Origin of the sequence: Akkermansia biwaensis, from assembly GCF_026072915.1 — a bacterium.
Classification (GTDB): Bacteria; Verrucomicrobiota; Verrucomicrobiia; order Verrucomicrobiales; family Akkermansiaceae; genus Akkermansia; species Akkermansia biwaensis.
Map to the genome: position 1 here is coordinate 1,912,532 of NZ_AP025943.1, position 20,859 is coordinate 1,933,390.

16 protein-coding genes are annotated in these 20,859 nt (G+C 49.1%); 3 read left to right on the top strand and 13 right to left on the bottom strand.

Going from position 1 to position 20,859, the window contains the following annotated elements; genetic code table 11:
- Window positions 1–2 precede the first annotated feature (2 nt).
- The 13 genes from OQH67_RS07845 to OQH67_RS07905 form a co-directional block, all read right to left on the bottom strand.
- Window positions 3–977, bottom strand: a complete 975-nt coding sequence (locus OQH67_RS07845; protein WP_215459029.1) for a hypothetical protein — start codon at window positions 975–977, stop codon at window positions 3–5.
- 603 nt (window positions 978–1,580) lie between these two features.
- The gene (locus OQH67_RS07850) at window positions 1,581–2,630 is read right to left on the bottom strand and encodes an alpha/beta hydrolase family protein (protein WP_215437646.1); all 1,050 of its coding nucleotides are present in this window, start codon (window positions 2,628–2,630) and stop codon (window positions 1,581–1,583) included.
- A 9-nt stretch (window positions 2,631–2,639) separates the two neighbouring features.
- Window positions 2,640–3,176, bottom strand: a complete 537-nt coding sequence (locus tag OQH67_RS07855; RefSeq protein ID WP_215437644.1) for a hypothetical protein — start codon at window positions 3,174–3,176, stop codon at window positions 2,640–2,642.
- Between the two features lie 9 nt (window positions 3,177–3,185).
- Window positions 3,186–4,841, bottom strand: a complete 1,656-nt coding sequence (locus tag OQH67_RS07860) for a type IV secretory system conjugative DNA transfer family protein (RefSeq protein WP_215437641.1) — start codon at window positions 4,839–4,841, stop codon at window positions 3,186–3,188.
- A gap of 31 nt (window positions 4,842–4,872) precedes the next feature.
- Window positions 4,873–5,811: a nucleoside/nucleotide kinase family protein gene (locus OQH67_RS07865; RefSeq protein ID WP_215711684.1), complete on the bottom strand. Its 939-nt coding sequence runs from the start codon at window positions 5,809–5,811 to the stop codon at window positions 4,873–4,875.
- A 4-nt stretch (window positions 5,812–5,815) separates the two neighbouring features.
- Complete coding sequence (locus OQH67_RS07870) at window positions 5,816–8,518, bottom strand: zinc ribbon domain-containing protein (RefSeq protein ID WP_215437636.1); 2,703 nt, start codon at window positions 8,516–8,518, stop codon at window positions 5,816–5,818.
- 49 nt (window positions 8,519–8,567) lie between these two features.
- Complete coding sequence (locus OQH67_RS07875) at window positions 8,568–10,241, bottom strand: Hsp70 family protein (RefSeq protein ID WP_215437632.1); 1,674 nt, start codon at window positions 10,239–10,241, stop codon at window positions 8,568–8,570.
- Window positions 10,242–10,253: 12 nt separating this feature from the next.
- Window positions 10,254–11,939: an Hsp70 family protein gene (locus OQH67_RS07880; protein ID WP_215437630.1), complete on the bottom strand. Its 1,686-nt coding sequence runs from the start codon at window positions 11,937–11,939 to the stop codon at window positions 10,254–10,256.
- A 49-nt stretch (window positions 11,940–11,988) separates the two neighbouring features.
- Complete coding sequence (gene grpE / locus OQH67_RS07885) at window positions 11,989–12,978, bottom strand: nucleotide exchange factor GrpE (RefSeq protein ID WP_215459028.1); 990 nt, start codon at window positions 12,976–12,978, stop codon at window positions 11,989–11,991.
- The gene (locus OQH67_RS07890; protein WP_215437624.1) at window positions 12,951–14,120 is read right to left on the bottom strand and encodes a hypothetical protein; all 1,170 of its coding nucleotides are present in this window, start codon (window positions 14,118–14,120) and stop codon (window positions 12,951–12,953) included. Before OQH67_RS07890 ends, grpE begins: the two co-directional genes overlap by 28 nt.
- A 42-nt stretch (window positions 14,121–14,162) precedes the next feature.
- Complete coding sequence (locus OQH67_RS07895; protein WP_215711685.1) at window positions 14,163–14,660, bottom strand: hypothetical protein; 498 nt, start codon at window positions 14,658–14,660, stop codon at window positions 14,163–14,165.
- On the bottom strand, window positions 14,605–15,231 hold the full coding sequence (locus OQH67_RS07900) for a YMGG-like glycine zipper-containing protein (protein WP_215437618.1): 627 nt from the start codon (window positions 15,229–15,231) through the stop codon (window positions 14,605–14,607). The genes OQH67_RS07895 and OQH67_RS07900 overlap by 56 nt, the downstream gene beginning before the upstream one ends.
- Before the next feature lie 2 nt (window positions 15,232–15,233).
- Window positions 15,234–16,220: a hypothetical protein gene (locus tag OQH67_RS07905; RefSeq protein ID WP_215711686.1), complete on the bottom strand. Its 987-nt coding sequence runs from the start codon at window positions 16,218–16,220 to the stop codon at window positions 15,234–15,236.
- 96 nt (window positions 16,221–16,316) lie between these two features.
- On the opposite strand from OQH67_RS07905, the gene OQH67_RS07910 reads away from it, so the two are divergent.
- The 3 genes from OQH67_RS07910 to OQH67_RS07920 all read left to right on the top strand — a co-directional run bounded on the left by OQH67_RS07910 (window position 16,317) and on the right by OQH67_RS07920 (window position 20,837).
- Complete coding sequence (locus OQH67_RS07910) at window positions 16,317–17,324, top strand: tyrosine-type recombinase/integrase (protein WP_215437612.1); 1,008 nt, start codon at window positions 16,317–16,319, stop codon at window positions 17,322–17,324.
- Between the two features lie 206 nt (window positions 17,325–17,530).
- Window positions 17,531–18,739 carry an ATP-binding protein gene (locus tag OQH67_RS07915; RefSeq protein ID WP_215437599.1) on the top strand — a complete coding sequence of 403 codons (1,209 nt, stop codon included), beginning with the start codon at window positions 17,531–17,533 and terminating at the stop codon, window positions 18,737–18,739.
- A 757-nt stretch (window positions 18,740–19,496) separates the two neighbouring features.
- A complete protein-coding gene (locus OQH67_RS07920; protein ID WP_215437596.1) occupies window positions 19,497–20,837 on the top strand; it encodes a tyrosine-type recombinase/integrase in 1,341 nt (446 codons plus the stop codon).
- Window positions 20,838–20,859: the final 22 nt, after the last annotated feature.

The window sequence follows — 20,859 nt, forward strand, 5'->3', positions numbered from 1 at the left end:
ATTTAATGGTTGGTGGTTGGATTCCGGGATGCCTGATTCAGTGCGCTACGACGCCTGATGCAGAGCCTGCACAAGGGACGGGCATGAGATTGTCGTAAACGCCGTGCGGCATCGTCAGGAGCCTCCCGGAAGCGAATCCCGCAGTCTGTACAGATGTTAGGTATCATCTGCTCCATCAGATTGCGGGGCGGACAGGAACGGTCATGCAGAAGATCCCGGTACATGGGATGGTTCCTTCTGCCTCCCGGTTCCATATCCCTGAGGTATTGATGGAAACAACGCGTCAGATACCCCGGGGAGACGCGTGGACGCAAATCGCGACGCTGGACACAGGTAAGATTGTGACCGAGAGCGTCGCGGAGTTTGCGGGGGAGATATGACCAGACATAGCGCCCGGGCGTATCGGGCGGGTAGAATCCCGCCGGAGGCTTGTACGAAGCAAACGAGTACGGCAGTATGCCCTTTCCGGCGGCTTCCCGCATGTCTCCTTCTCCTCCTTGCCGGGCAAAGGGAGACAGGCCGAGAGCCAATGTCATGAAGAGCAGGACGGACAGAGCGTAGGCATCGTGGCTGCGGGCACGGAGGAAGTCTCCGTAGTTACCTCTAAGTTCCGGTGCCCGGAACCGTTCCGTGCCGACGGAACAGGGATAGTCCTCGATCTGAAAACTGGCGGCATCCACCCAGCAGATGGAGCCATCAGGAGAAACCAGCACATTGCCGGGATGCAGATCGCCCAGGACGACACCGCAACGGTGCAGAGCATGGACTGATTCCGACAGGTTCAGGCATAGCCTGGTCAGATCGTAACGGGTCCATGAGGGGAACTGTTTCTTCAGCAGTTCCGCATGAAACGCGAACGCCCCGAGCGGAACACCGTCCGCCCGGGGCATCAGTATGCCAACAAAGCGCCGCAGTTCGTCGTACAGAATCTCACGCGGCCACGCCACGTACGGAGAACGAATGGGGCGGGAACACATCAGCCGAAGCTTCTGCTCGCGCCAACACATCCGTTGGTTCGGATAGTAGAGCTTGGCAACGAGTGGCGATCCTAATGCCGAATGGGCAACAAAGACCGATCCTTCACCGCCTTCCGCAATGTATTGTCCGAGAATGATTCGCTTCCTTCTGTCTGAGAACAGAACATCTCCGGTCGAGTACTTCCCGCCATTTCCGCAAAGTGTTTCATCCTGCCGCCTTACCTGATGGGAAAGAGTGTAGATGGACATAAATTAACACAATATACTAATATTGTATCAATTATATATAACGCGCAGGATTTCCGTTTTACAAAGCGGTCAATTGGGCCGTCTATTGTGTGATCCGTATGACAGAAATACCTTGTCAAATAAGGCTAAAAACACTCTCAAAGTGTACACTCTTTGTACACAGATTGGGGTCGTTTCATGAAATTGACCACTTCTCTATCAACAACAATAACCCTCTTCAAGTTGTTCACTTAAAGAGTGTTATTGTTGGCGTACATGAAAGAATTCGAATCTGTTCGCCTTACGGCGCCAGAGTTTACTTGGTAGATTTCCGAATTGACCCTATCTGCGATATGAAGCTGCAGGGGAAACGAATTAAAGAGTATCGCCGAACGCTTCTCTGAAATTTGTTTTCACAGGAGCCTTGATTCCTCCCGGTTTTGGTTGGGCAATCTGGTTGTTGGATGGTGGGGCATAAGTACCTGTATGTTGGGCAATCATATTCTTCAATGTCTTATTCACAGAATGCTGTGAAGCAGCACTCAGTAATGAAAAATCCGGAGTCCATGTGTCGTCAGATTGTCGGGTAAAATGGCCGCGAACAAGGATGCCTCTCCCCACAAGACGAGAATCAAGCATAATGGTTTGAGCGATATCAGCTTCATGTACGATATCCACAAGGCGTTTTTCAGGAATAATTCCGATTTTACCGGGAAGGCCAATGGGATTGACTGTATAGCCTTTGAGTCTGGAGGAAGATATGTGTCTTAGCACATATTGAACAGTGGCTCCTCCCAGGGAATGCCCGACAAGGACAAAATGGTGTTTGGGGTATTTTCCCAAAAGTTCGCGAGTAACTCGTAAGGCTACAGTAAAGCGCCCCATGTGTTCCAGCTTCTCATCAGAAAAAATCATTTGCCCATCGTCAAGGGCGTCGGCAAGAGTCATGCTGCCTCTGAAGAGAATATAGACCGTATTCTCTATTTCAAGGTTACCGGGATTGGGGGAATTCAGAGAACTATTCGCCCTAGCCATCAAGGCATAGGTCAACCCTCCATCGTTCAGGTTCGGTTTTTCCAGAAGGAAATATCCCTTGTCTTGCAGACGAATTAAGTCATTGCCCCAGGCATTCGTATCCAGATAGACAAAGGAAGCCATTTCCGTCATATCGATCAATTCCTGCCGCTCCTTGTAAGGAAGAGTATGAAAGAGGGTCATGGAGTTCCAGGGAGATTTGTCTACCACTTCCTGTTCAAAAAGTTTGATAAAAACTCCAAAGACGATCAACATCATAGGAATGTACAGAAAAAATGCGACAAACGGTCCGAAGATCTTTGATATGATCTGGTAAGGCAGTTTTAAGAGCGTGAATGCGGTTGACCCGAAAAATTTGATTAATCGGGCAAATACAGCAAAAATACCCATAGCGTTCAATTATCTACTTCGTCCCTCTTGTTCCCGGCTAAGTTCCTTCTTTTCGAAACGTTCCTGCTTTTCTTCACAAAAGCGATCTTGTTGAAACCGTTCACGTTCCTTTTGGCGTTCCTTCTCAGCTTCCTCATGTTGTCTGGCTCTCTCTTTTTCACGGCATTCCTCCTGCCACTGACGATATTGCTCTTCCTTTGCCTCCTGAGTCTTACGTTGTTCCTCCTCCCATCTCTGTTGTTCCGTGTGGTCGTCTTCCCGGCCCTGGTTCATTTCCTTTCGATTTTCTATGCTCTCTTGCCGGGCTTTTTGCTCCATGGCTTTGGCACGATCCAGTTCCATTTGAGCTTCGTGTTCCTCCTGTTTGGCCTTTTCCACCTCATTATTCAGTTCTTCAAGCTTTTTCTGATGTTCTTCGAGGCGTTCGTTGAAGGGACGTCCATCATCCGGAAAATTATCCTGATGTGCATTGCGTTCAGATTCGAGATTTTTGCGTTTTTCTTCGCATTCACGTAAACGATCTTCTGCCTGTTCTCTCATTTTCATGGCGTCTGTTTATTTTCTTGTGAGATTGTTGCTAAAATAGGGGTTGGAGGAAGCTTTTCCAGAGAACATGTGATCGCTGTAATAAGTAAGGCGTTCCGCCAGAATGGGAGGAATACCCTGGACGAAAGTGAGCACAGCTTCGCGATTCAGGCGACGAACTTCGTCCGGATTGAGAAGGTTTCGTGTAATTTCCGAAAAGGATTCGCTTTCACTCTTATTTTTGACAAATTCCGTAAACTTGCCGCTTTGACTGTGAGAAACAGATTTGCTGGTTATGGTGGCCGCCCCCAGCATTTCGGAGATGTACTTGGCCGTTTCGTGATCGTTAATACCGAAAAACTGCTGAATCTTGGCATTTGCCAGAAAGGTAGGCCAGTCGTGTTCATACAGGGCTTTAAGCTGGGAAAGATCCTGCCATACCATCCAGATGCTCATGCCGTATCCGGCCAGCAGACTCACCGCCTGCTTCATCATGGGCAAAGAACCCAGCTGGGCCATTTCGTCCAGCATGAAGAGCACAGGACATCCGTCTGCCGGTTTCCGGCTGCTCCTGGTCATGGCGGACATGGCCATCGTGATCCACAGACGGATAAGGCGCGAGTAGCGTACCAGATACTGCGGAGGAATAATCATATAAATGGAAACTCCGCCTATGCTTTTGAGATCGGCCAGATCGTACGTTCCAATACCACCATCATTCATATCCCCCAGAGATTTGCAGGCCAGCCCCGAGTCCAGGAATTCCGTGTGCTTGAGGGCATTGGATATGATGCTCTTTAATTCTTCATTACCGGTAGAGAGAATTTCATTACCCGCACGACTCAGCAACCCTCCTACAGCAACCTTGTCCTGACACATGGAATCCAGAATGAAATTCCCAATGACGTGGAAAGGTTGAGCCAGTAACTCCCGTACTTCGGACAGATGACGCAAGCGGTGCGGGCCTTTACCGCAGATAACAGCAAGAATAAGTCCTCTGAGCAGGGTGCGAGCCTTGTCATCCCAGTGCGGATCCTTGGCGCCGGCATCGCGCACAATCATGGCATCGGCAATATTGGCGGCGATATCGCCCAATTCCGGATTTTGGGTGAGATAGGTAGACGTTGGTTTCCGATAGTCGACAAGGCTGTCAAGCGGGTTAATGCTGTCCGTTTCTTCCGTCATCACATGGAAAGGATCCAGACAAATGATTTCCTGACGGAACATTTTGCGGCGGAAGTCAGCCGTAATGGCGTAATTTTCCCCTTTCGGGTCAATGACCAGCACAGAGCCGGGATAGTGCAACAGATTCGGAACTACCAGACCTACGCCTTTGCCGGAACGCGTGGGGGCTACTGTAATGATATGACCATCTCCTGACCAACCCAAAAGCTGATTTTCATGTCCATTGCTGATCAGGCTGAACAAACCGGACATCAGTGACCCCATGGAAGCCTCATAGCCCTGACGTATGCCGGATACCAGTTTTTCAGGATTGACCAAACGTCCCAGCACCATACAACGATTGGCTGGTTCCCGTTCCACAAAGTCCCGTCGAATTCGGCTGTTGATAAAACAATCCGGCGAGTGTTGGAAATTGGGGAAAGTAAACAGGCCTTCCTCTGCCAAATCGTGGGCGCTCGCCCATCGGGCACTCCCGTAACAGTCTGTATTTTTATTGGCCATACATGTATTATTTGCTTTCCGTCACTCTCTTCTATGAAAGAATCCACAGAAGAGGATCTTCTACGCGCAAAGCCGGCTCCTTTGTGCTGATGCCGAAGAAAAGCTTTCGAGTGAATGCTTTGCAGGCTTCCATAATGTTCACATCAGCCGCTGCCACCCAACTTTCCATTTCACAACTCACCGTTTCCATTTCTTCCTGATCAAGCGAGCCCCGGTACGAACTATCGCGGCATACCAGACGTTCGGTTGTTTTCAGTCTCCAACGACCTGTGTAATTGATGTCCGGGCATGCTAATGCATCAAGTTTGGAAACGGCAACAGCCAGTGGTACTGCAGGACATGCACGCCCCAGCTTCAAGAGGAGACGATGGGGTTCCGTTCCGTTCAGAGGCGGCAAAACGATGTCGGTTGTTCCCAGTTCATTCCGCAGCGCTTCAACCTGCAAAGGATCCACAAGACAAACAATACCCGAAAGTGCTGTCATGAGGGCGGGAGAAAGCTTTTCTTCTGTGACTTCGGCAAATACGATCAGGCGTCCCTTGTCTGACTTTCCTTTACGAATCAGATACATGGAATTTTTGCTTGAGCCAGCATCTTGTTCCATAATCGTCCAGCCACATATCTCACTAAGCTTGCGAAGTTGATTGACCACAACGCGGATATAACTGCTTTTTCCTGAACCGGCTGTACCGGTAATGGCTATGATGAGCGGCTTGCCCTCTCTGTTAGCCGATATGCCCCCCTTACAAATCGGGCACGCACGGAATGACAGGATACGGTCGCAGATCTTGCAGGTACTTTTGTTATTTCTGGTGCATGAAATGCTTGAAGGCGTACCGCCAATTCCCAGATTTTGCAAAACGGAAGGGGCGGGAGGAGGCAATTTATCTCCGCAAGAAGGTTTGAAAAACAACAACTCCTTGTCGTTGATTTGCTTGTAACAATGTGGGCAATATAATTCGCCAGCCATATGTTTATTCCATGGAAAGAGATTTGCGATTGAAAATCAAATCGTAGTGAGAGTCTCCAGATACAAAGGGCATGAAGCAATTACCAGCTGCAACCATGTTATCCGGAATAGGGACTGATACCCGGGATTGTCCGGAGGCCTCAACTGCCAGAGCTTTCTTCCCATCCTGTCTGGAAAGAGGAAATACGCGACGAGCGCACCGTATCTCCATGGCAGGAATGCCTTTTTTGCTTTTTACTTCAAATACCCACCCTTGACCACGTTTAGCTATTCGGCAGTTCACCCTGTTCCCTCCGCCCGGAGCGGGAGAATACACGTTGCGCGGGGCAGACCAGCTTGAAGAGGACATACTCCCCACTTGCATGAAAACGGAAAAATAATAATCCTTGTCTTCCATGACGGGAATAATGAGCTCATGTGCCTGTTCGAAGCCGTTGCGTTTGCAAGTACGTATCTCATTGACATTCAAATCATCCGGATTCTCCGCGAATGATTTGTTTCCATAGGCCACGGTCACTTCGCTGCAGCCTTCCGGCCAGGTCCATTGGAGGTATATTCGGCCTGGATTTCTGCGCAGGCGAAGATTTTGCAATCCGCCGTGCCGACCTGTGCATATGAGAGCGGTATCGCCCTTGATTACCAGAGGAATGAGGAACTTTCCGCAGAGATTGATTTCGCGAAGTATGGTAACCTGGGCACCCTTGTCGGTTTCTCCGACTGTTTTGAAACGATTGGCTGTTACTATGCTGCCTGGGGCAATCGGCATTTTGTCGGAGATCATCCAGCGCACTTCATCAGCGCCGGAAGGCAGTTCCCAATGAATATGGATATCCGTTCCCAAACATTTGTAATTCCACTGGTCAGGCTCCAGTATCGGCGGGGGAAGTTGAGGCGTGCCGGAAGCACGGGCGGTTAATTCATGTCCGCTGCCACGCAATACCAGCAGATATCCGTACTGCCGGCCATTGGTCAATCCGGTATCATGAAAACTGTTACTGCCTCCATCGACCGGCAGGCGTGTGCCATCATTGATGGATTCAGGTTCTCCCCCTTCTTTTCGGATGAGAGCGGCAGACCATCCTGCCGGTAATGCGCACCATGTGAGCCGGGCTCTGCCATCCCCCATGGAAACATGAAAATCCGCCTCCGGCAGCACCATGCCCTTGCCGCCCGCGAGGCCCTTCAGAATGCGCTTGTTCACTACGGCAAAAACGGCATAGCCATATTCCACGCCAGGTTTTGCCAGCTTGTCCGTACAAGGGGAGGCCGCGCTGCCGCCAAGCGCTTCCCCATCATCCGGACCAACGGGAATCCCATTGCGTTTGCGACGCAGCATGTAATTGATCGGAGTACCGTTGGCATCCGGCAGGCGGTCAAGTTCATTTCCTTGATGGCGAGCCTTGATCCAGACGATTTCCAGCGCTTTTCCTGATGCCCGCACACTCTTGATGGACGGAGGTTCCAGCGTATCCAGCAATTTGACTGTTTTGGCTTTTCCCAGTTCATCCAGAAGCTTGCGGGCCGGCACATAATCCGGGAAGGAACGCAGAATCCCTTGTATTTCTTTCTGAGCCGTATCCAGTTCTTTACTGCTTCCCCTGAGACTATTCCCGCATTTTTCCAGACTTTCATACACTTTCCGGGCAGCATCAAAGCGGGTACCGCAATGACATTTCGAGCTTGATGCCTGAATGAACTTTCCGCATTTCGGGCACATGATACGAAATAATTCACCGCATTGAGAACATCGGCTGCTGTTGGCTTCATTTCTGGACTTGCACTTCGGGCACTCCGTGAATTGTTCCTGCCACGGGAAAGGAACCTTGTCCTTGCCCTGACAGCACCGGCGGTATACCAGCCACTGCGCGTCTGTGGAATCCAGCCCCTCGGCGCATAGGGTATCGTATAACCTGGTGTAGTATATGGGTGATATGGTACCGGGTGAACCCTCCACATAGTTTGGAAAGGCAGCAAACACACGTTCGCAAATTTCCTGCCCCCGCCATGCGTAATCGTAACGTTTCTTTGATTCTTCGTTCTTGAAGTATTTGGCGCCAATAGTCGTAATCTCTACCTTAATGGTATTGACCGGATTATTGGCGGATCCGCCCTTGTTGGGTTCTCTACTCTTATCCGAATTGATTTTGAGCAGTTGCTCGGGCGAAAGAGAATTCTTGCAATTCAGATACTCATAAATACTGGCTTTTCCCGCAGCTTCCAGGCAACATTTCAATTTCTGAATATCGCGAGACGCAGAAATCAGGTATACGGGATGGCCATTTGCCGGTTGGGGAGGGACACTGAGAGCTTTACATGATTTGTCAACCGCCTGACTGCTGATGACAATGCCCTGTTCATCGGCAAGAGAGGAAACCGAATCTATTTCCAGCTGTACATTATTGCAGATGTTCCGGAAGATTGCCCTGGAAATCTGACCGTCGACAGCGGCGTTTTGCAGGAAATTTCTGACTCGTTTTTGTTCATTCTTCAGGGCTTCCTCTGCCTGCTTTTGAAGAGATTGAGGATTTGAAAGAGCCTTTTCCATCTCGGGAACGGCTTCCATCCATGTCTTCCTCAAAACATCATCCTGAGGGGCGCTGCTCCACTCGGCAGTGCATTGCTTGAGCCTGGCCAATGCGTTGTCAACATTGGTCTCCAGAGGATCGAGGGATAAATTCAGGATTTCAAAGTAATTTCTTTTTTTCATACCCGTTTCAACAGAAAATAAAGTGAGTGGGAAACTCTCAAGAGAGAAGTTATTCGATGGTAGCTCGCTCCAACTCTTTCCTCATGGCGTTCAGCTGTTCCGCCGGAATTGTACAGGCCGTCTGAACTTCTCCTTTGATTTCCTGACCGGAGGCTGGATCCCGTGAGAAGATAGTGAGTAGCCCGCTTTCATCCAGCTTGAAAACGGTTTCTATGGGAGACTCAGCCGGGAGTCCCGGTTGAATAGGCAGATTTCCTTCCCAGATGAGACGAGCGTCGTTGGGATCGATTCCTTCTCTATCGAGTATTCTCTCTTCTTCGGGTGTGGCTGGATATTCCACCAGATTATCCACTACTTGTATATGTACGGTATTTTGATTGTCTTCAACAGTATAACTGGGCATGTTTGCTTCGACCGGCAGGTTGGTATTGCGGTAAATGAGATTATAAATACGCGACACCCTATCGGAGTGACGGAGCAAAATTTGACCGAAGCTGCGACTGCATACGTTGGAACATGGGGTTAGTATGTTGCTGACCGCTTCCAGGGTAAATCCGCTGTCATCCGCCAACTCCTGAAGCTTCCCTTCCGTTTCCAGCGTAAATTCACCGGTATCGTCTGTTTCCAGAGTGAATCCATCTCCAATCTGTTCGCGCATCAGATGGGCCAGTGCGGAGATAGCTGCTCCCTTGGCTACCGATTCGTCCGGATCATAGGAAATGGGAGTAATCCCCAATTCTCTTTCAACTGCAGCGGAAACCTGAGGCATGTAGGTACTGCCTCCCACCAGAATGATTTCATCGATTCTGTTTACTCCCTTTCCCCGGGCAATATCCAGAGCGCGTTTCGTTCCTCTGATTGTACTTTGAAGAAGGGATTCCGTCTCTGAATCAAATTCTTCACGTGTGATGTGGGCGTATAGTTTTTCGCCTTCGAATTTATAGGAAACCTGTGCCTCTGTACGAGATGTAAGTGTTTTCTTAGCCTTTTCAGCTAATAACTGCATATCCTGACTGGCGGCAGGGTCAGACAAGAGGTCGATTGCGCTTTCCGACGACATCTGCAAACGGTCCACCAGCATTCCTTGCATGACTTCATCCCAGTTTTTTCCACCCAAGAGATGATTGCCATCGGTACAGACTACATTCAGTCCCTTGGGGGAAACATTAATAATGGTCACGTCGAAGGTTCCTCCACCCAAATCGTAGACCAGGATATTGCGTTCTTCGGCATGGTGATTTTGGGTGAGTCCATAGGCCATGGCGGCGGCAGTGGGCTCATTGAGTATTTCCAGAACATTGAGGCCGGCAATCTCCCCGGCCGCCTTGGTGGCTTCGCGCTCCTGATGGGAAAAGTAGGCCGGACAGGTAATAACCACATCCTGAATTTCCTGCCCCAGACGCTCGGATGCATCATTCACCAGTTTACGCAGAATGCAGGCCGAGACCTGCTCCGGCCTGTACGAACCCTTTGAACAGGAAAAGCGGTAGTTCTCCGAACCCATTTCGCGTTTAATGAAGGTACACACTTCGCCGGGACTCATGGAAGCCTCCTGCTTGGCTTCATCGCCTACGACAATTCGATCATCATCGAACCAGACAACGGAAGGCGTCGTGCGTTCACCTTCACTGTTCAGCAAAACCTGGGGACGGCCATCCCTGCCTACATATGCCACACAGCTGTATGTTGTGCCCAGATCAATTCCCACGGCTATCCTGTTCATGATTTATGTTGGTTAATCGGCCATCTCCAGATCGGCTACAACTTCCTCCAGCTTTTTCCGTTCTTCTTCACTGAGGACTCCTTCTACCTGGAAGGGCACAACAATTTTTTTGTCATTGGTAACATCCCGGGCAGTCAATTCGAGCCGGCCTTCAGGATCCAGCGCGAATGTTACTTCAATAGGAGCTCCTGCGGGCAAGCCGGGAGTCAATTCCATGGTTGCTTTGCCAAGTTCCAGGCAACAGTCCAGATCCGCTTGTTTTCCCACAATGTTATTGGAATAGACGATGAGAGGCAGAGTGGCTGCATTAGCGGCAGAAACAGGGAAAGTTTGAGTATTGTTGCAAGGAACTTCATTCTGTTTTTCGATCAGGTTGTAACAGACAAATATACCTTCCTTGTTCTTCACCCGAATACCGATACTTTTGGAAGCCACCGTAATCATCTCGGTGTTAACCGCAGTATCAATCGTTTCAGGTGCCAACGAAAATTCGTCTGCAACTTTCTTATTTGCCTCGTCTTCGAGTTTTCCTGTCGGGGTATCGGGATTTGCTTCTTTCAGATCTTTAAGAACCTTTTCATAAAGATCCCTGATAGCTTTATTATTCCCATAGAGGGCAGCGCCCTTGGAAACAGCATGATTGGGCTCATACAGTTTGGGCTCTACCCTCAACGTGTCCTTGTAGCGGCTATTAACCATCTCCATCACCTGCGGCATATAAGTAGAACCTCCGACCAGCAGGAATTCATCTATTTTTTCCACACCTGTTTTTTCACGAGCCATGGCAATCATGGCATCCGTGAATTCTATCGTACGGTTAAGCAGAGGCTGAGTCGCTTCATTGAATTCCTCCCGAGTCACACTCACCTTGCTCTTGCTGCCGTCGCAGCAGGTAATGCGGGCGGTAGCTGTTTCTTTCTGGCTGAGACTCATTTTTGTCTTTTCCACTGTCGTGATCAAGGCAGCCCTGGTTTCCGAGTCGGCCATCAGGTCGCCTGCTTCGGGGTTTTCAATGAGAAGTTTTTCGAGCAACAGGTCACGCAGAGCGGCATCCCAGTCAGCCCCCCCCAGCTTGTGATCTCCATCGGAGCAAATGACCTTTACTCCCCTGGGAGAAATCTCCACGACGGTCACGTCGAACGTACCGCCGCCCAAGTCATAGACGATGATCTGCCTTGTCTCCAGTGTTTCTCCCTGATCGTTTCCGGCTATCCCCATTCCGTAGGAAATAGCTGCGGCAATGGGCTCGTCCACAACGGCCAGTACATTGAGTTTTGCCAGTTCGCCGGCTGCTTTCGTGGCCATGCGTTCGGCTTCATTGAAATAGGCAGGGCACGTGATGACGACATCCTTTACTTCATGGCCGCTCATCTCGGCTCCTTTCACCATGTATTTAAGAATGAGGGAAGAAATGGATTCGGGAGAATGTTCCTTATCCAGGAAAGTTTTACGCCAGGTTGTTCCCATTTCACGCTTGATCAAGTGGACAAAGTTATCCGGATCGGTATAGGCGGATTCCTTGGCCCCTTCCCCGACAACAATACCGCCATCTTCAAAGAAGACGGCGGAAGCTGTAATGGAACCGCCGTCCGGGTTATTGATGATTTCAACATTGCCGCTGTCGCCCACATGGGAAATGGCGGAATACGTGGTACCCAGATCGATACCGTATACTTTGATTTTAGTGTTTTCGCTCATAATGAAAATATGTGTGATGTCATGGAATGGATGGTAGAGGAAAAAGTAATTATTCCGTTGCCAGTACGTAGACGGCTACTTTTTCGGGGCGGATGACTTTTCCGTCTTTTTCGAATCCCCAGCGCAAAGAGGCCTGAATGGTTTTGGCCAGGGAAGGATCGTCGGTTGCAACGGTCTTGAGTACGCTGTGGCGTTTATGATTGAAAGCGGCCCCTGCTTCGGTGCGAAAGGAATCGATGTCGTTGTTTTCGAGCAGATCGCGCAGGTCTTCGGCATGGGCCAGGACCAGTTTCTGGAGTTTGGCATAGTTTTCCGGGGTGGCTTCCAGAGCTCTGTAATGTTCGGCGCTTCGTTCCGCACCGTCGATCTCAGCAATAAGATCCATCACGATAGCCTTGTTGAGTTTTTCATGTATTTCACGGTGGTAGGCATCGAGTTCCTGATATTGCCTGTCAATGATTTCTTTTTTGGAGGCGTCATAGCGCATTTTGCTGTTGAACTCTTCCCGGAGACTGGATATTTGCGTTTGCAGGGTAGTCAGGACATTCAGTATCGGAGTCAGGTCAGCTGTCGCCTGGTGAGAAGTCGGCTCTTCAATGACGGACTGAGGAGAAGAATCCGGGGCAGCTTTCGGAGAGGATTCCAATTCAGGGCTTGTCTCCGAATGAATATCTGACGCAATTTCCTCCGGCACGGCTACAGGAGCAGACTCCGGTGAGGATTCCACTTCAACATCTGATCCGGTTTTGCTCTCCGGTGTGAATTTCTGCCGCAGCTCGACTTCGGAGACGGGGCCTTCTTCCGGCTCCATTTCCTGTGGAGATTCCGGTTGATTCTCCTGCTCCGGAGCGGTTTCCGAAACGGAAGAACCTTCCATACCGGAATTTTCTATTATGATATTTTCTTCAGCTGATTCAAATATGCATTCGCTGATGCAGTCTTCTGGATTATTCTGGTTAGTCATGATGGTGGTGTGTGTGAATTGAGGGAGAGGGAAAGATAAGTGCGGGATCAGGCGGGAATATTTTGTAACAGCCATTTGGCGAGAGCGTAAACGCCGGGACATTCGTTCAATTCCTGGTCGCTGGAGGAGATGGAAAAAAATGCCGTATTTCGGAAAAGATCGGCTTTTCCGAGAACATCAGCCCATTGGAGGTCATGAAGGAAATGACGGCAGGCGGCTTGATCCGCACCGGCATCAAGCTCACATGCTTCATCAAAGGGCAGAATCTTGTCATTCGACCGGATGACCACGGCGCATTTAAGCTTTTGCAATCTTGTTTTGTAGGCCGTGCTCATCAGTTCATGCCACTTGTCGAAGGCTTGTGCAAATGAGGCACTGCCAGCCGTTTCTTCCACCACAAAAACGGCGCCTTGCAAAAGAGAGTAGAAGGGCATGGCATCTAACGAATTAATAGAGGCCGCATCGCTTCCTTCGAAATCGCAAATTTGCAGGCAAAGTGTAGGTTGTTTGTCGTTTCTCTTGCGGCTGAGCAACAATTCGATGTAGTTGTATCTGGGTTGAGTGCGTGTGGTATTGATGCGAGGAGTATCGTACGTGTACCACCGGGGTACGGATACGTTTCCCAAGGCTGAAACAAGGGCTCGCAAAAGAGAAGTCCTTGTTGTATCCGAACCGGCTACACAGGCGACAGGCAGCATGCGGACCCCATTTTCATTCGTTTCTTCGCTGGAAAAACGGGAAGTTTGCAGTTTAAAGAAAGATAGAGGAAGAATGAAGAGTGCGGACAGGAGAGCATATGCTGCCAGAACAGCCAGAGAAACGATCGGGCGCATGATGTAGACTTCCACCATGGATACCAGCCTGACCAACAGGTTTCCCTGACCAGATAGCTCCCGGTAAACCTTGACAGGGGCAACGATGCTGGCTTTACCGGCCCCCAGAAGTGTTTGCGACCAGATTTGCAGAGCAGTGTTCAGTCCCTTGCTTCTGGCATATTTTCGGCGTGTAATACGGTTGATCGAGAGAATATTGGACAGAACCATTCCCAGTACCCACAGACTGTATCCTGCGTAGAAACCGTACTCGATCGAGATATCTGCCACTCTGCGCGTCTCCTCCTCCAGATAACCGGAGATGATAAAACTATACAGCAACGAACCACCGATAAGAAGAACAAAGGCGAGACGGCCAAAGTTGATGTTGGACGGTTTATTCATGTACCGTTATCACGTAGGAGACAAACGCAATGAGGAAGCTGGCTACATATTTCCCAGTTCAGCCTCAATATCTTTGATTGCCGCGTTGATCGATTCCTTATCCTGCAGTGAGGAAGAGGCTTCCTTGCGGGCTTGCAACTCGTTACGTTTTTTCAGAAGATCGTCTCGGGTATTAGCGTAACTACTTGTCGTCTTTTTTATCTTATTGTATGTCGCTTGTTTGACCGACTGTTCCGACAGTAGACTTTGACGGCGCTCCATGGCCTTATCGGGAGACCAGAAAATACCTCCTTGGGTGGGATCTCCGGTAGTGCTGCAGGAGGAGAGCAAGGTACAAGAGACAACAAAAACGCTTGTTAGACAGAGGTGATTGTTCGTATTCATAAGAAAGGCAGGTTCATTAGATGGGGAATTTTTCGGAAATATAAGATCCGTGTCTTTACCGGGCCTGGTGGAGTCAAGCCCGGTAAATAATTTTTGACTTTTATGCAGAAAGGGTAGAAAGGGCTTTCTTGTGTTTTGCCAGAGAATTGATTTCATGACTGAGCGTGCTGATCTTGCCTCGCAGAGCGATTTTCTGATTGCCGGAAGCATTATCGGCTGCTTTTCGCGCCAGGGTTACTTCTTCATTGAGAATAGAAATGCGCTTATCGACTTCCCTCGTCATTTTTTGTGATTTTGTTTTGACGTCGGAAGAGGCGAGATTCCTTTTTTCTTTTTTCAGATTGGCAATAGACTGAGCCAATTCCGCGTTTCTGGATTTCGTCTGTGCAATGAGCTTGTCCATAACCTGATTGCTGTGTCTGATCTGTTCTTCTACACTGGCGTATTCTTTTTTCTGCTGGACAACGTAATCCCCCCAGAACCAGCCGGCGATTGCGCCAATGCTCCCCCCAATGGCAGCTCCGATAACAGTAGATTTAGTATCACCTCCTATAGCCTGACCCGCCAGAGCTCCCACACCAGCTCCACCAGCTGCTCCTATTCCCGTAGCCTGAGCATACGTCTTTGTTGTATCTGACATGTTGGCACAGGAACCCAGACCGAAGGTTAGTACGCCGGCTTCCATGAGTAATACGAATGCGTTCTTGAAGTAATGTTTGTTATTCATGTTTATTGGTTGTTGCTGATAGTTTTCTGTCGAGAGTATTCAATGGGGGTGAAACCTTTGCTTAGTTCGGCAGGAGTATCCTGAATGTCATCAGACAATCCTGTGATTTGACCCTCCGCATCCAGCATGACAACGGTCTTGCCATATACATCCAGCCGCATTCCTTCTGCATCCAGAAAGATTCGTCTGGTATTTATTTCTAACATCCGGTCTTTTCTTCCTAAGGAGGTTAGCCTGACAACGCGTACGGGAAATCTGGCAAGGAACCTGTTCATACTTTCCAGAATATCGTCACGGGATGTTTTGATATCCAATGACATATTAAGAATTTCTTCCGAAAACATGGTAGAAATGGATTCTCCCTCAGGATATCTACCGACCAGAAGGTACAGCATATGATAGGCCTTCTTTTCGAGTAATTCGGGGGTTAGTGGTTTCAGGTCTGCTTTCAGGTCTGCTTTCAGGTCTGCTTTCAGGTCTGCTTTCAGGTCTGCTTTCAGGTCTGCTTTCAGGTCTGCTTTCAGGTCTGCTTTCAGGTCTGCTTTCAGGTCTGCTTTCAGGTCTGCTTTCAGGTCTGCTTTCAGGTCTGCTTTCAGGTCTGCTTTCAGGTCTGCTTTCGGATCTGCTTCAGAGGAAAGTGGAGTTTCCGGGCTAAGAATTATGGGAATGAACTCCTGAGTTTCCTCGATCTGCCCGTTCAGTCGATCTGCAATATTGTAGTGGTTAAAACAGAAGACAGCAGCCATGCCGGCCAGAATGAAAAACGGCAGCAGAGGACCGGTTAGTGAGAGATAACGAGCTGTAGAATGGGGCAAACCGCAATGGCTGCACACATCGCCTCCATGCGTTTGATTGCAAATACATTTAACCAGTTGACCCGATCCCATAAATTTTCTTACTGAAGAACACGATACAGCATTCATAATGCTGATTCCGTGTTTGTGCTTCGATAACCAAACATTAACAGGAATAATCCATGACAATTTCATCCATAATTCATGGAAGAATCAGAAAAAAAATTCCCTTAAATCCTTCCCAATTATTTCAAAAATATCATTTTGATTTTTTTTTTTGACATCAGCATTATGAATGAAGAACTCACTGAAAATCTCATTGCAAAAGAATTACTGAAGAAGGTTGACCTTACACAGTGCGATTTGGCTCGTCTTATACTAGAAGCTATTGAAAATCTCGGTAATTTGGCTCGGGGGCTCAACCGGGTAGAACTGATTGTTCTTCTGCGCAACACGTTGCAAAAAGGAGTGTCCGTTGTAAAATCTGCCTCTCATACAGTCACTTTGGAAGTAGCAGCCTGGGCAAGTGTCGATGCCCGGAAGGATCTGAGACCGTCATCGAAAAGAGATTTGCGCCATTTCATTCGTCGGATTCTACGTGTCGAGGGCGTTGCCCAATTGCCTTTGCGTTCCATGACTCCTGTTCAATGCAAGAAGATTTTAGAGAAGGCATTCGGTTCAAGTCCAAGCAGTTATACGAAGGGGCGCGTTATTCTTCACAGCATATTTACTTACGGCATTCGCCAGGAATGGTGTGATGTAAACCCGGTAGTCCGCATTGAAGTGCCCAAGATAAAAGAAAGATACATTAAGCCGCTTTCCCTGGAGGATGTGGAAAAACTGAAGGAAGCTGCTACACACCCCGAATTCAGGAATATGCGTTTTTCCTTGAATTTGATGCTTTACGCCGGAATCAGACCGACTGAGGTAAGCCGTTTGCAGAAAACTGACTTCCAGTGGGATGAGCGTCTGGTAATCGTGCGGTCTACCATCAGTAAGACTGGCGGCGGCAGAGCCGTATCTCTAAGAGGGATTCACAATATCAGGAAGAAAGACCGTTATATTCCTCGAAATTGGAAACACAAATGGAAAGCTTTGCGCAGAGCTGCCGGTTTCCAGAGTAACTGGGTGCCCGATATTTGTCGCCACACGTTTGCGAGTTATCATGCTGCTTATTTCCGAAACCTGTCGGAGTTACAAATGGAAATGGGACACCGTGACACCTCATTACTGAGGAGCCGCTATATGGCTCCTGTTCTGCGAAAAGATGCTGCTGCGTTCTGGCGAGAAGCTAAATAGTAAGGCAAGAGACTTGGTATGCGAAACCAGAACGCAAGTGCTTTTCCTGGTGCCTTACCTGATGGTGGAGTGTGTATAATGGAGTCATGAGAATATGACGGCAGGTAATAAACCGTCACATATAGATGACGCGAATGGAATAGATTTTTCAATTATGATTGATAAAATTGTTCGGCTGATATATTTATCAATCGTAAGAAGAAAAAATGACGACTCTTATTCCGCGCCCCCACTATACCGAACGCATTGCTCCGTTTATCGGCAAGAACATCATCAAGGTTCTTACCGGGCAGCGTCGTATCGGCAAGAGCTTTATCCTGCGTCAGGTGATGGAGGAAATTCGCAGGAAGGAGCCGGAGGCGCACATCATTTCCATCAACAAGGAGCTGGAGCAATTCCGGGATATCCGTACCCATGAGGATTTGTCACATTATCTGGAACCTTTGCTGAGTAAGCCGGGACCCCATTACCTGTTCATCGATGAGGTACAGGAGATCGAGGATTTCCAGTTCTGCCTGCGCAGCCTGCTGGCCGAGGAGAAGTGCGATATTTTCTGCACCGGCAGCAATGCCCAAATGCTTTCGGGGGAACTAGCGACTCATCTGGCCGGGCGTTCCGTAAGTTTCGATGTTCACAGCTTGAGTTACCGGGAGTTCCTGACCTTCCATCGTCTGGAAGCCGGACAGGAGAACCTGAAGAAGTATCTGACGTTTGGCGGTATGCCCTATCTGGCTCATATCGGGCTGGAAGCCGATGTTCCTTTCGAGTATTTGCGTTCCGTCTATTCCACCATTCTGTTGAAGGATACGGTGGCCCGGGAGAAAATACGCAATGTGCATTTCTTGGAAGATCTCGTGGCCTATCTGGCCGACAATATCGGCAATCTGTTTTCAGCCAATAACATCAGCAAGTTTCTGAAGTCGCAGAGGGTGGATCTGTCTCCCCAGGTGACGCTGAATTACCTGCGGGCCTTGAGCAATGCCTATTTGATTCACCGGGTTTCCCGCGCCGAAGTGGGCGGCATGAAGATTTTCGAAACAGGAGAGAAGTTTTACTTCGAGGATATCGGCATCAGCCATGCCATTCGAGGCTTCAATTTCCGACGGGATGTTCACAAGGTGATGGAGAATGCGGTTTACCTGCATCTGATTCAGCAGGGGTATTCCGTTCATGTCGGACAGCTGAAGGAGCAGGAGATTGATTTTGTCGCCGACAAATCGGGAGACAAGCTCTATGTCCAGATGAGTCTCAGTGTCACCGACGAGAAGACAGCCGCCCGGGAGTTCGGGAATCTGCTGGCCGTTCAGGACAATTATCCCAAGTATGTGGTGACGCTCAACGATATGATTCTGGGCGATAATCAGGAGGGCATCCGCCACATGAATCTGGAAGAATTTCTGTTGAAGGAATTATAGAGACAGTCATCAGCTGGCAGTCAAGGCCGGCAAAACACCGCAGTTCATCATACAGGATTTCGTGCGGCCACGCCACGCACGGGAAACACACAGGACGAGAGCGCATCAGTCGAAGCTTCTGCTCGCGCCAGCGTATTCGTTGAGCCGGGTGGTAGAGCTTCGCAACGAGTGGTGATTCCGATGCTGCTAGGGCAGCGAAAACGGAACCTTCGCCGCCTTTCGCAATAGATTCTCCCAGAATGATTCGTTTTCCCCGCCCTGAGAATAGAACATCTCCGGTCAAATACTTCCTGCCATTCCCGCAGAGCGTTTCATCCAGCTGCCGCACTTGATGGTGAAGAGTGTAGATAGACATAAATTAACACAATAGACTGATATTATATCAATTATATATAGATCGCAAGATTTCCGTTTTACAAAGCGGCCAAATGAGCCGTTCATTGTGTGATATGTATGACAGAAATGCCTTATGGAATAAGGCTAAAAATAGCCTGAAAGTGTACACACTTTGTACTCAGATTGGGGCCGTTTCATGAAATTTGCACGAACTCCTCCTGAAACAAGTAACCCCTTCCAAGCTGTTAACTTAAAAGGGGTTATATGGTGCGCCCGAAAGGACTCGAACCTTCACAGAGTTGCCTCCACTAGAACCTGAATCTAAACACTTTTATTCATTGTAAACAATTTACGAACATGTCCCCCAGTTTGTCCCCTAATTCGTCTTGAAGCTTTTTCTGTAAACCATTACTCTCGTTACATGAAGAGGAAGCATGCCAAAGGCCGATATGGCAGCAAAGTCAAACTCACTGAAGTGAAGAAGAAAGGCCGCCCTTCAGTCTGGCGGCTCCGCTTTGTTGACAAGGACACGGGAGAATGGAAAGAGCGCACCTTTCGCGATTACGACGAAGCCCGGGCTCTCTACGATATGTATGACAAGGGTCATATCGACGATGCCCTGGCAATATTCAATATGGTTGCAGAGGGAGAATCCGTGGTCGAAATGTTCGCTATCCGCTTGTGGAGAAAATTTGGAAAGAACAACAACCTTCTGCAACATACGCTTCAATATTTGTACCAGCATGAAGATCCTGAAGAGGTAAAGGCATTTGCAACTGATCTCCTTTCGTGGTGGAAAGATGCTCTCACGGATACCAAAGAGCAGGAAATCAAGGATTTACTCGGATCACAATTAAGCGTCATTGCTGATCATGTTGACATTACTGCCCCGAAACCACCCCCGGCGGGTATATCTCTGGATGACGCCATGGCTCAGTATCGAAAGGAGAGGCAGCTGATGCTGGATCGGGGCCAATGCCAGCCGGCCCACCATAAGAACGTGCTTCATGAACTTGATAAATGGGAGCAAGGCTGGAGCAACCGGGAGTTGTCATCAATCACCGCCGCCGAAATCAATGACAAACTGGATTCGTTCCGGTATCAGGGAAAGCCCCTCTCGAATACCAGCAAATACAGGTACCGCGGTACGCTGAATGCCTTTTTCCTCTGGGCCATTCAGCACGATCTGATTCAGAAAAACCCGGTCTCCTTGACCGTCGCTCCTTCCAGGGATCACATCTCTATCGGGATTCTTACCCCGGACGAATTCCGGAAATTGCTTGAGGCGGCATTAAAATATGACCGCCCCATGCTTTCCCGTATTGTCCTACAGGGATTGTGCGGGCTAAGACGTTCAGAGGTTGTTCAATACAAGGACAAACCGGATGGACATGACGATATCTTTGTTTCGCGTGAGATCGCGAAGGGACCCAAGGGGAAAACGAAGGATCGTTACATACCCATCTCCCCGCAAATCAAGGCATGGCTGGCCGCAGGCGAATGGGAGCCAATGACCCGGAATGACGAACTCAGATATGGCTATCGCCTGGACCAGCTGGCAGCCAAAGCCGGCATCACGATACCAAAGAATGCGTTGCGACACTCATTCGCTTCCTATCAGGCAGCTCTCCATCCCTTGCCGGATGTTGCCCGCTGGATGGGACATAGTGGAACGCAGATGACCGAATCCCACTACAGGCAGGGTGTTTCCCGTAAGGATGCTGAAGCATACTTTTCTATCATTCCCGAAGCGGTTAGTTGATCTTTACTTCAGTCATTTTAGT